At 64.3% G+C, this 12,200-nt stretch carries 5 protein-coding genes and 3 rRNA genes; 6 read left to right on the top strand and 2 right to left on the bottom strand.

Annotated features, from left to right (window positions below):
* Positions 1-269: 269 nt before the first annotated feature.
* On the bottom strand, positions 270-1,721 hold the full coding sequence (locus J2S42_RS14895) for an MFS transporter (protein ID WP_307239576.1): 1,452 nt from the start codon (positions 1,719-1,721) through the stop codon (positions 270-272).
* 86 nt (positions 1,722-1,807) lie between these two features.
* Between J2S42_RS14895 and J2S42_RS14890 the strand changes: the two genes are divergently transcribed.
* Entirely contained in the window at positions 1,808-2,458 is a 651-nt protein-coding gene (locus tag J2S42_RS14890; RefSeq protein ID WP_307239574.1) for a TetR/AcrR family transcriptional regulator, read from the top strand.
* A gap of 24 nt (positions 2,459-2,482) precedes the next feature.
* Positions 2,483-3,292: a DUF6585 family protein gene (locus tag J2S42_RS14885; protein WP_307239573.1), complete on the top strand. Its 810-nt coding sequence runs from the start codon at positions 2,483-2,485 to the stop codon at positions 3,290-3,292.
* 116 nt (positions 3,293-3,408) lie between these two features.
* Here J2S42_RS14885 and J2S42_RS14880 read toward each other — a convergent pair whose 3' ends face one another.
* Positions 3,409-3,633 carry a hypothetical protein gene (locus tag J2S42_RS14880; protein WP_307239571.1) on the bottom strand — a complete coding sequence of 75 codons (225 nt, stop codon included), beginning with the start codon at positions 3,631-3,633 and terminating at the stop codon, positions 3,409-3,411.
* Positions 3,634-4,310: 677 nt separating this feature from the next.
* On the opposite strand from J2S42_RS14880, the gene J2S42_RS14875 reads away from it, so the two are divergent.
* From J2S42_RS14875 to J2S42_RS14860, 4 genes are all read left to right on the top strand, one after another.
* Positions 4,311-5,828 (top strand): 16S ribosomal RNA (locus tag J2S42_RS14875).
* A gap of 361 nt (positions 5,829-6,189) precedes the next feature.
* A 23S ribosomal RNA gene (locus tag J2S42_RS14870) occupies positions 6,190-9,264 on the top strand.
* Between the two features lie 87 nt (positions 9,265-9,351).
* Positions 9,352-9,468 (top strand): 5S ribosomal RNA (gene rrf, locus J2S42_RS14865).
* Together the 16S, 23S and 5S rRNA genes form the textbook arrangement of a ribosomal RNA operon.
* A gap of 92 nt (positions 9,469-9,560) precedes the next feature.
* Positions 9,561-12,185, top strand: a complete 2,625-nt coding sequence (locus J2S42_RS14860) for a valine--tRNA ligase (RefSeq protein WP_307239569.1) — start codon at positions 9,561-9,563, stop codon at positions 12,183-12,185.
* The last annotated feature ends 15 nt before the right edge of the window (positions 12,186-12,200 follow it).

Genomic DNA, 12,200 nt, shown 5'->3' with positions numbered 1-12,200 from the left:
GCTGCGCAGCCCGAATCATGCGACCGGTGATGCGGTTCGTGCCGTGCCGCTGGTGATGCGCCGTTGCGTCGCGCGGGTGGTACTGCTGCGCGGCTTGCGTCGCGCGCCGGCGCTGCGCTGCTTGGGTCCGCAGCCCGCTTCACGCAGCCCGCGTCACGCAGCCCGCGTCACACGGTGCGCGTCACGCGGCCCGCGCCACGGCTTTGCGTGTCGCGGGCCGCGTAACTCTGTCGGCACTACGCGATCCTGCTTGCCGATGATGCCTGCGGTCAGTGGACCAGTGCCGGTTCGGCGTCCGGGTCGTGGATCGGGCGGCCGGACGGCAGCAGCAATCCGCAGGTGATCGCGCCGACCGCGAAGAACGCGGCCGTCCACCAGAAGGCGGTGTGGTAGCTGGCCAGCTGGGACTGGATGATCGCGTCCGCGGTCGGCTGACGGCCGGTCAGGTAGTCCGCCGCGGCGGAGGCCGCGAGCGTGTTCAGCAGTGCGGTGCCGATGGAGCCGCCGACCTGCTGGGACGTGTTCACCGTGGCGGAGGCGACACCGGCGTCGGCCGGATCGACGCCGGACGTGGCGGTGCTCATCGCCGGGGCGATGATCAGGCCGAAGCCGAGACCGAGCGTGATCAGCGGCGGGAGTACGTGGGCGGCGTAGGCGGAGTCGGCCTCCAGGAGCGTCATCCACACCATGCCGAGGCCGGACAGCACCATGCCGAGCGTGACCAGCGGGCGGGCGCCGAACCGGCGGACCAGGACGGCGTTGCCGGTGGTCGCGGCCAGCATGGTGCCGCCGATCTGGGGGAGGAACGCCAGGCCGGTCTCGACCGGGCTGTATCCGCGTACGGCCTGCAGGTAGTACGTGAGGAACAGCGAGACGCCGAAGATGCCCGCACCGGAGACCGCCACCGCGATGTACGAGCCGGCGCGGCCACGGTCGAGGATGACGCGCAGCGGCAGCAGTGGATGCGGCACGCGGGTCTGCAGGACGACGAAGACCGCGACGAGGACGACGCCGGCGGCCAGGAAACCCCAGCACATCGGGTCGGACCAGCCCTCGGTCTCGGCGTTGGCGAAGCCGTAGACCAGGCCGAACAGGCCGGCCGACACGGTGATCACGCCGGGGATGTCGAGCGCGGGCCGGTGCGCCGGCCGCTGGCGGCTGAGGAACGCGACACCACCGGCGAACGCGACGGCCGCGAAGATCAGGTTGACGTACAGGCACCACCGCCAGGACAGGTGCTCGGTGAGCACTCCGCCGAGGAGCAGCCCGATGCCGCCGCCACCGCCGGCGAGCGCGCCGAAGATGCCGAACGCTTTGCCGCGCTCGGCGGGATCGGTGAACGTGGTGGTGAGCAGCGACAGCGCGGCCGGGGCGAGCAGCGCGCCGAAGATGCCCTGCAGCGCGCGGGCAGCCACCAGGGTCTCGAAGTTGGGCGCGGCGCCGCCGAGCGCGGACGCGATGGCGAAGCCGGCGAGGCCGGTCAGGAACGTGTTCTTGCGGCCGAACAGGTCGGCGATCCGGCCGCCGAGCAGTAGCAGACTGCCGAACGCCAGCGCGTACGCGGTGATGACCCACTGCCGGTCCGCGTCGGAGAAGCCGAGGTCCTGCTGGGCTGTCGGTAGCGCGATGTTCACGATGGTGGCGTCGAGTACCACCATGAGCTGGGCGACGCCGAGCACGGCGAGGATCAGCCAGCGGCGGCCGTGGGCCGTCTCGGTCATGGGATTCCTTCGGGAGAAGTGGAGATGCGTTCTCCAGTTTAACGACAAGTTGAGGCACCATCTCCACTTATTGCTAGACTCGTCACATGGCCGCCAAACCGCTGCGCCGGGATGCCGAGCTGAACCGCCAGCGGATCCTCCAGGCGGCCCGTGAGCTGTTCGCCGCTCAGGGCCTCGACGTGACGCTCGACGACATCGCCCACCACGCTGGTCTCGGCGTCGGCACCGTCTACCGGCGCTTTCCCACCAAGGACGCGCTGGTCGAGGCGCTGTTCGAGTCGAAGATGGCCCGGCTGGCGCAGATCGCCGAGAACGCCGCGGACGAACCCGACCCGGCCGTGGCGCTGGACCGTTGGCTCCGCGCGGTCGCCGACCTGCAAGCCGGCGACCGCGGGTTGCGCGAGGTCATGCTCGGCGGCCGGTACTCCGGTGACCGGGTCACCCTGGTCCGCGAGCGGCTCAACCCGGCGGTCACCCGACTGTTCGACCGCGCCAAGGCCGCCGGGGTCCTCCGCGAGGATCTGCAGCCCTCGGACGTACCCGTGCTGATGGTCATGATCGGGGCGGTGACGGACTACAGTCGGCCGGTCGGGCCGGACGTGTGGCTGCGCTTCCTGACCATCCTCCGCGACGGGCTCGCCGCCCGCCGGGACGCGCCGACGCCGCTGCCCGGCCGGCACCTGACCGAGGAGGAGGTGGAGACCGCGATGTCCCACTTCCGCGTGCACCGCCCCTGAGCTTCGCCGGGTAGGGTCCGGCGGATGACCACACGGGGAGATCAGAAAGCCGGCTTGGCCAACGCCACCGCGGCCGCACCGGAACTCGAAGCGGCCGCGATATCCGAGGCGGGCGGGCGGCTGGGCGAAAAGCTGCGGACCCACTACCACGCGTCGCTGCCGACCTGGCAGTTCATCGTCGTGTACCCGGCGCTGCTCGGCGGCGTCGTCGTGCTGATCGGCGGCGGCGGACTCGGCGGCCTCCTCGGCGGGGCGTCGGTCGGCGTGCCGCTCGCGATCCTCGGCGCCGCCCTGCTCGCCGGATCGATCATCGCGATGCTGGTGCTGCCCAAACGACGTACCGCCATGGTGATCTTTGAGAACGGCTTCGCGCGGGCGCTGCCGGGTGCCGTGGACGTCGTGCCGTGGACGGAGGTGCAGGACCTGTACATCTCGATCACCCGTACCTACATCCACACCCAGAACAACTGGCGGATCGACCACCTCTACACCGTCGAACGCGCGGGGCGGCCGGACATCGTGCTGCTCAGCGGCTGGACCGACACGACGGAACTGGCCGAGGCCCTGGAGACCGGCGTGGCCCGGGCGAAACTTCCCGCGGCGCAGCAGGCCCTCGCGGCCGGCGGTGAAGTGCCGTTCAAGGACTTCACGGTACGAGCGGACGGGCTGATCTGGTCCGGCACGCTCACGCCGTGGTCGCAGATCACCGGTGTCGAGCGCAGCTACGACGACGCGAAGATCCAGTCGGGTGGGCGAACGCTGGTCGGGTTCTCCTACGGCAAGCTGACCAACGCGCGCCTCTTCCTGTCGCTGGTCCAGCACCTTCGCGGCTGACCGTCACTCCGCTTCGCCACGCCGGCATCCGGAGTTCCGGGTGCCGGCATCCGTACGGCCGGTCTTCTGTATCGCCCGGGGAGCCGCGTGGAACCGAGGGGTGGTGCGAGACCAAGTCAGCGGGCGTCGAAGAAGATGCCGAGGGCGGTGAGACCCGCGATGGCGGTGCCGGTGACGAGCAGCGCGGTGGTCATCCGGGTCTGGCCGCGGGCGGCGAGACGGCGGACCGAGAGCACCAGCACGAGCAGCACGAAACCGCCGATGACCAGGTGCCACAGCGGAAAGAGCTGGCCGAGCAGCGCGTCGGCCGCCGGGCTCGTCGCGGGCGTATCGGTTGCCATGCCGCCAACTCTGGCACGCGGAACCGGGCACCGGGAGTGTCTTGCGGACATCGATGCCGGACCGGCGCACCGGGTCTCATCGACGGATCATGATTTGTGTTCCGGGGCGATGGCCGCGTAACTTTCTCTTCGCCACGGGGAACCGGACGAACAGGGCGAAAGCCGCTGAGAGGCCGGAATCGGGGCAACCGGGTGGTGTGACCGGATCGGGGAGACCTCGATTTGGAGTTGCGAAACCGGCCGGGTAGAGTAGGACAGCCAGCGGGAGCCGGGCAAGAACGATCCGAGCGCTTTGACGCGTTCTGAGGTCGCAGGCCGGTCCGCGGGATTCCTCGAAGCGGCAGACATCGGAGACGATGTGCGTCAGCATGGGGAGACCCGGGCGTTGCTCTCGGAAAGATCCGCTATCTCCTCACGGAGAACGGACTTGACAGAGCGAAAACGACCGGTAAGATAGACCAAGTGCCCGGCGGAGACAAAGGGTACGGAACGGACGAAATGCCCCACGGCGGGGTCCGGTTGACCCGGGTCGCGGTGTGGTGTGCGGTTGTTCTTTGAGAACTCAACAGGGTGCTTGAAAAGCCAGTGCCAATTGATTTATACCCCGGCCGGAGCTTTGGTTTCGGTTGGATTCCTTTGGCAGTTTGATGACTGTCGGGACAGATTTTCTCTAGATTTCGTTGGAGAGTTTGATCCTGGCTCAGGACGAACGCTGGCGGCGTGCTTAACACATGCAAGTCGAGCGGAAAGGCCCTTCGGGGTACTCGAGCGGCGAACGGGTGAGTAACACGTGAGTAACCTGCCCCAGACTTTGGGATAACCCTCGGAAACGGGGGCTAATACCGGATACTCCTTCAGATTCGCATGGATCAGTCGGGAAAGTTTTTCGGTCTGGGATGGACTCGCGGCCTATCAGCTTGTTGGTGGGGTAATGGCCTACCAAGGCGACGACGGGTAGCCGGCCTGAGAGGGCGACCGGCCACACTGGGACTGAGACACGGCCCAGACTCCTACGGGAGGCAGCAGTGGGGAATATTGCACAATGGGCGGAAGCCTGATGCAGCGACGCCGCGTGAGGGATGACGGCCTTCGGGTTGTAAACCTCTTTCAGCAGGGACGAAGCGCAAGTGACGGTACCTGCAGAAGAAGCGCCGGCCAACTACGTGCCAGCAGCCGCGGTAAGACGTAGGGCGCGAGCGTTGTCCGGATTTATTGGGCGTAAAGAGCTCGTAGGCGGCTTGTCGCGTCGAATGTGAAATCCCGTGGCTCAACTGCGGGTCTGCATTCGATACGGGCAGGCTAGAGTTCGGTAGGGGAGACTGGAATTCCTGGTGTAGCGGTGAAATGCGCAGATATCAGGAGGAACACCGGTGGCGAAGGCGGGTCTCTGGGCCGATACTGACGCTGAGGAGCGAAAGCGTGGGGAGCGAACAGGATTAGATACCCTGGTAGTCCACGCTGTAAACGTTGGGCGCTAGGTGTGGGGGGCCTCTCCGGTCCTCTGTGCCGCAGCTAACGCATTAAGCGCCCCGCCTGGGGAGTACGGCCGCAAGGCTAAAACTCAAAGGAATTGACGGGGGCCCGCACAAGCGGCGGAGCATGCGGATTAATTCGATGCGACGCGAAGAACCTTACCTGGGTTTGACATCACCGCAAATCCTCCAGAGATGGGGGGTCCTTCGGGGGCGGTGACAGGTGGTGCATGGCTGTCGTCAGCTCGTGTCGTGAGATGTTGGGTTAAGTCCCGCAACGAGCGCAACCCTCGTTCCATGTTGCCAGCACGTTATGGTGGGGACTCATGGGAGACTGCCGGGGTCAACTCGGAGGAAGGTGGGGATGACGTCAAGTCATCATGCCCCTTATGTCCAGGGCTTCACGCATGCTACAATGGCCGGTACAATGGGCTGCGATACCGTGAGGTGGAGCGAATCCCAAAAAGCCGGTCTCAGTTCGGATCGGGGTCTGCAACTCGACCCCGTGAAGTCGGAGTCGCTAGTAATCGCAGATCAGCAACGCTGCGGTGAATACGTTCCCGGGCCTTGTACACACCGCCCGTCACGTCACGAAAGTCGGCAACACCCGAAGCCGGTGGCCCAACCCCTTGTGGGAGGGAGCCGTCGAAGGTGGGGCTGGCGATTGGGACGAAGTCGTAACAAGGTAGCCGTACCGGAAGGTGCGGCTGGATCACCTCCTTTCTAAGGAGCAACTTCACCTGAAAAGGTGCAAGAAGCCCGCGGTCCGCGAATGCCGGATCGGGGTGCTCATAGGCGGAGACACTGGCCGAGATGAGAGCCGGCAACGGCCGACCTGCCTAGTACACCTCAGCGATGGGGAAGGAACGGTGCGAGGGTTCGGTGCGGCTAGCACGATTCGATTAGCACCCTGTTGAGTCCTGAAGGAACAACCCACGGGTTGGACTTCAAGGAACGAAACGCCAAGCATGGCCTTGCGCGGCATACCTCGGCTTTGACGCCGGCATGGTGTTGTGTGTGGTGGTTGTGGGTTGGTTGTTTGTTGAGAATTGCACAGTGGACGCGAGCATCTTTGTTTTCTGTAGGTCAAGTTGTCAAGGGCGAACGGTGGATGCCTTGGCACCAGGAGCCGATGAAGGACGTGGGAGGCGACGATACGCCTGGGGGAGCTGTCAACCGAGCTGTGATCCCAGGATTTCCGAATGGGGGAACCCGGCGTCAGTCATGTGACGTCACCCGTATCTGAATTCATAGGATACGTGGAGGGAACGCGGGGAAGTGAAACATCTCAGTACCCGCAGGAAGAGAAAACAACATGTGATTCCGCGAGTAGTGGCGAGCGAAAGCGGATCTAGCCTAAACCGATATCGCGTGATACCTGTCAGGGGTTGCGTTATCGGGGTCGTGGGACCATCTTTCCATTACTGACATGGTGGACGAAAGTTACAAAGTCGATTGTTAACGGAACAGTCTGGAATGTCTGGCCGTAGACGGTGAAAGTCCGGTACGTGAAAATAGTCGATCTTTCGTGATGGCACCCGAGTAGCAGCGGACTCCTGAAATCTGCTGTGAATCTGCCAGGACCACCTGGTAAGGCTGAATACTTCCTGGTGACCGATAGCGGACGAGTACCGTGAGGGAATGGTGAAAAGTACCCCGGGAGGGGAGTGAAATAGTACCTGAAACCGTTCGCCTACAATCCGTCGGAGCCTTTTGGGGTGACGGCGTGCCTTTTGAAGAATGAGCCTGCGAGTTAGTGGCATGTGGCGAGGTTAACCCGGGTGGGGTAGCCGTAGCGAAAGCGAGTCTGAAGAGGGCGTTCGAGTCGCATGTTCTAGACCCGAAGCGGGGTGATCTAGCCATGGGCAGGCTGAAGCGCGGGTAAGACCGTGTGGAGGGCCGAACCCACCAACGTTGAAAAGTTGGGGGATGACCTGTGGTTAGGGGTGAAAGGCCAATCAAACTCCGTGATAGCTGGTTCTCCCCGAAATGCATTTAGGTGCAGCGTTGCGTGTTTCTTGCCGGAGGTAGAGCACTGGATGGCCTAGGGGCCCTACAAGGTTACTGAAGTCAGCCAAACTCCGAATGCCGGTAAGTGAGAGCGTGGCAGTGAGACTGCGGGGGATAAGCTTCGTAGTCGAGAGGGAAACAGCCCAGATCGCCAGCTAAGGCCCCTAAGCGTGTGCTAAGTGGAAAAGGATGTGGGATCGCATTGACAACCAGGAGGTTGGCTTAGAAGCAGCCACCCTTTAAAGAGTGCGTAATAGCTCACTGGTCAAGTGGTTCCGCGCCGACAATGTAGCGGGGCTCAAGTACACCGCCGAAGCTGTGGCATTCACATTTTGTGTGGATGGGTAGGGGAGCGTCGTTCAGCGGGTGAAGCTGCCGGGTGACCGAGTGGTGGACGCTGGACGAGTGAGAATGCAGGCATGAGTAGCGAATGAAGGGTGAGAATCCCTTCCGCCGGATGACCAAGGGTTCCAGGGCCAGGCTAATCCGCCCTGGGTGAGTCGGGACCTAAGGCGAGGCCGAGAGGCGTAGTCGATGGACAACGGGTTGATATTCCCGTACCCGCGAAGAAGCGTCCCTGCCGAACCTCACTGTGCTAACCACGCGAACTGATTGACGTCTTCGGACTGATAAAGGGGAGTCTGGGATCCTGGTGGGTAGTAGGCAAGCGATGGGGTGACGCAGGAAGGTAGCTGAGCCCGGTGAGTGGTTGTGCCGGGGTAAGCGTGTAGGCCGTGTCATAGGCAAATCCGTGACGCATATAGGCTGAGACGTGATGCCGAGCCGATTCAGGTGAAGTCAGTGATCCTATGCTGCCGAGAAAAGCCTCTAGCGAGCTTTGAGCGGCCCGTACCCTAAACCGACACAGGTGGTCAGGTAGAGAATACCGAGGCGACGGGTGAACTGTGGTTAAGGAACTCGGCAAATTGCCCCCGTAACTTAGGGAGAAGGGGGGCCGGACGCGTGAAGCCACTTGCTGGTGGAGCGTGGTATGGCCGCAGAGAGCAGGGGGAAGCGACTGTTTACTAAAAACACAGGTCCATGCGAAGTCGTAAGACGATGTATATGGACTGACGCCTGCCCGGTGCTGGAACGTTAAGGGGACCGGTTAGCCAGTGATGGCGAGGCTGAGAACTTAAGCGCCAGTAAACGGCGGTGGTAACTATAACCATCCTAAGGTAGCGAAATTCCTTGTCGGGTAAGTTCCGACCTGCACGAATGGCGTAACGACTTCCCCACTGTCTCAACCACAGGCCCGGCGAAATTGCAGTACGAGTAAAGATGCTCGTTACGCGCGGCAGGACGGAAAGACCCCGGGACCTTTACTATAGCTTGACATTGGTATTTGGGTTGGCTTGTGTAGGATAGGTGGGAGCCGGTGAAGCTCGGACGCCAGTTCGGGTGGAGGCAATCTTGAAATACCACTCTGGTTGATCTGGGTATCTAACTTCGGGCCCTTATCGGGTTCAGGGACAGTGTCTGGTGGGTAGTTTAACTGGGGCGGTTGCCTCCTAAAGGGTAACGGAGGCGCCCAAAGGTTCCCTCAGCCTGGTTGGCAATCAGGTGTTGAGTGTAAGTGCACAAGGGAGCTTGACTGTGAGACTGACGGGTCGAGCAGGGACGAAAGTCGGGACTAGTGATCCGGCACTTGCGTGTGGAAGCGGTGTCGCTCAACGGATAAAAGGTACCCCGGGGATAACAGGCTGATCTTCCCCAAGAGTCCATATCGACGGGATGGTTTGGCACCTCGATGTCGGCTCGTCGCATCCTGGGGCTGTAGCAGGTCCCAAGGGTTGGGCTGTTCGCCCATTAAAGCGGTACGCGAGCTGGGTTTAGAACGTCGTGAGACAGTTCGGTCCCTATCCGCCGCGCGCGTAGGATACTTGAGAAGGGCTGTCCCTAGTACGAGAGGACCGGGACGGACGAACCTCTGGTGTGCCAGTTGTCCTGCCATGGGCATGGCTGGTTGGCTACGTTCGGAAGGGATAACCGCTGAAAGCATCTAAGCGGGAAGCTCGCTTCAAGATGAGGTATCCCACCCACTTCGGTGGGGTAAGGCTCCCAGTAGATGACTGGGTTGATAGGCCGGAGATGTAAGCACGGTAACGTGTTGAGTTGACCGGTACTAATAGGCCGAGGACTTGACTACATTAAACGTGCAAAGTTTGCTACGCGTCCACTGTGTGATATCTGAACAAACAACCGTGAACACCCCGGTTTGTTAAGTTCATAGTGTTACGGCGGTTATAGCGAGAGGGAAACGCCCGGTTACATTCCGAACCCGGAAGCTAAGCCTTTCAGCGCCGATGGTACTGCACTCGGGAGGGTGTGGGAGAGTAGGACGCCGCCGGACTTCTTCATGATCAGGGCCACCCCATCCGGGGTGGCCCTGATGTGTTTCAACCCCGGGACGGGCAGCCCGCCGCAGGTCCGTAGAATCGACGGGTGACCGATACGACGGATGCCCGCACGAACCCGACCACCGAACTCCCCAGCCAGTACGCGCCGGCTGAGGTAGAGCAGCGGCGGTACGAGTCGTGGGTATCCAACGGGTACTTCACGGCGGACGCGCATAGTGACAAGCCGCCGTTCACCATCGTCATCCCGCCGCCGAACGTGACCGGCTCGCTGCACGTCGGCCACGCGCTGGACCACACGATCCAGGATGCGATCATCCGGCGGAAGCGCATGCAGGGCTTCGAGACGCTCTGGCTGCCCGGCATGGACCACGCCGGCATCGCGACGCAGAACGTGGTGGAGCGCCAGCTCGCCGCGAACGGCCAGTCCCGGCACGACCTGGGCCGCGAGGCCTTCGTCGAGCGCGTCTGGCAGTGGAAAGCGGAGTCCGGTGGCGCGATCCTCGGTCAGATGCGCCGGCTCGGTGACTCCGTCGACTGGAGCCGCGAGCGCTTCACCATGGACGAGGGCCTGTCCCGCGCGGTCCAGACCATCTTCAAGAAGCTGTACGACGACGGCCTGATCTATCGCGCGAACCGGATCATCAACTGGTGCCCGCGCTGTCTGACCGCGCTCTCCGACATCGAGGTCGAGCACAGCGACGACGACGGCGAGCTGGTCTCGATCCGCTACGGCGAGGGCGAGAACGCGATCGTGGTCGCCACCACGCGGGCCGAGACCATGCTCGGTGACACCGCGGTCGCGGTCCACCCGGACGACGAGCGCTACAAGCACCTCGTGGGCACCGAGGTAGAGCTGCCGCTCACCGGCCGGCGCATCCCGATCGTGGCGGACGAACACGTCGACCCGAGCTTCGGCACCGGCGCGGTGAAGGTGACGCCGGCGCACGACCCGAACGACTTCGAGATCGGCCAACGGCACAGCCTGCCGAGCCTGACCGTGATGGACGAGCGCGGCGTCGTCACCGTACCCGGGCCGTTCGAAGGTCTTGATCGGTTCGAGGCTCGTCCGGCGATCGTGGCCGCTCTGCGTGCGGAAGGCCGGATCGTCGCGGAGAAGCGGCCGTACGTGCATGCGGTCGGGCACTGCTCGCGCTGCAAGACCACGGTGGAGCCGCGCCTGTCGCTGCAGTGGTTCGTGAACACGACGCCGCTCGCGCAGGCCGCCGGTGACGCGGTGCGCGACGGCCGGGTCCGGATCGAGCCGCCGGAGCTGGCCAAGCGCTACTTCGCCTGGGTCGACAACATGCACGACTGGTGCATCTCGCGTCAGCTGTGGTGGGGCCACCGCATCCCGGTCTGGTACGGCCCGGCCGGTGAGATCGTCTGCGTCGGCCCGGACGAGGAGCCGCCGTCCGGCGAGGGCTGGACCCAGGACGAGGACGTGCTGGACACCTGGTTCTCGTCCGGCCTGTGGCCGTTCTCCACGCTCGGCTGGCCGGAGCAGACGCCGGAGCTGGCGAAGTTCTACCCGACGTCGGTGCTGGTCACCGGCTACGACATCCTGTTCTTCTGGGTCGCCCGGATGATGATGTTCGGGCTCTACGCGATGGACGGGAAGCAGCCGTTCGACGTGGTGGCGCTGCACGGCATGGTGCGCGACCAGTACGGCAAGAAGATGTCGAAGTCGTTCGGCAACGTGGTCGACCCGCTGGACTGGATCGACCGGTTCGGCGCGGACGCGACCCGCTTCGCGCTGGCCCGCGGCGCCAACCCGGGCTCGGACGTCGCGGTCTCCGAGGAGTGGACGCAGGGCTCCCGGAACTTCAACAACAAGCTGTGGAACGCGACCCGGTTCGCGCTGCTCAACGGCGCGACCGTGGAGGGCGACCTGCCGGCCGAGCTGTCCACGGTGGACCGGTGGATCCTGTCCCGGCTGCATCACGTGATCGGCGAGGTCGACCAGTGCTTCCAGGCGTTCGAGTTCGCCAAGGTCTGTGACGCGCTGTACCACTTCGCCTGGGACGACGTCTGCGACTGGTACGTCGAGCTGGCCAAGCCGGTCATGCAGGCCGGTGGCCCGGCCGCGGACGCGACCCGCCGGGTGCTCGGCGAGGTGCTGGACAAGCTGCTCAAGCTGCTGCACCCGATCGTGCCGTTCGTGACCGAGGAGCTGTGGCTGGCGCTGACCGGCGGCGAGACGATCGTGCGGGCCCCGTGGCCGGTCGCGGTCCCGGAGCTGGTCGACGACGCGGCCGAGGCCGAGCTGGCCACGCTGCAGAAGGTGGTCACCGAGATCCGCCGGTTCCGCTCCGACCAGGGTGTGAAGCCGACCCAGCGGGTCACGGCGCGGCTGACCGGCCTGGACACGGCCGGGATCGCGGCGCACGAGTCGCTGATCCGCTCGCTCGCCCGGCTGGACGCGGCCGACGGCGACTTCGCGGCGTCCGCGACGCTGGCCGTCTCCGACCAGGTGACCGTGGAGCTGGACACGCGCGGCACGATCGACGTGAAGGCGGAGCGGGCGCGACTGGAGAAGGACCGGGCCGCCGCGGCCAAGGAGCAGGCGCAGTGCCAGGCGAAGCTCGGCAACGAGGCGTTCGTCGGCAAGGCACCGGAGGCCGTAGTGGCGAAGATCAAGGACCGTCTCGCCGCGGCCGAGGCAGACTTGGCCCGGATCGCGGCGGCGCTCGAGGCGCTGCCCGCGAGCTGACGCTCCACCCTCCGC

This window comes from Catenuloplanes indicus (assembly GCF_030813715.1).
Classification (GTDB): Bacteria; Actinomycetota; Actinomycetes; order Mycobacteriales; family Micromonosporaceae; genus Catenuloplanes; species Catenuloplanes indicus.
Note: the sequence above shows the minus strand (reverse complement) of the source record. Positions and strands in the feature narration are given on the sequence as shown.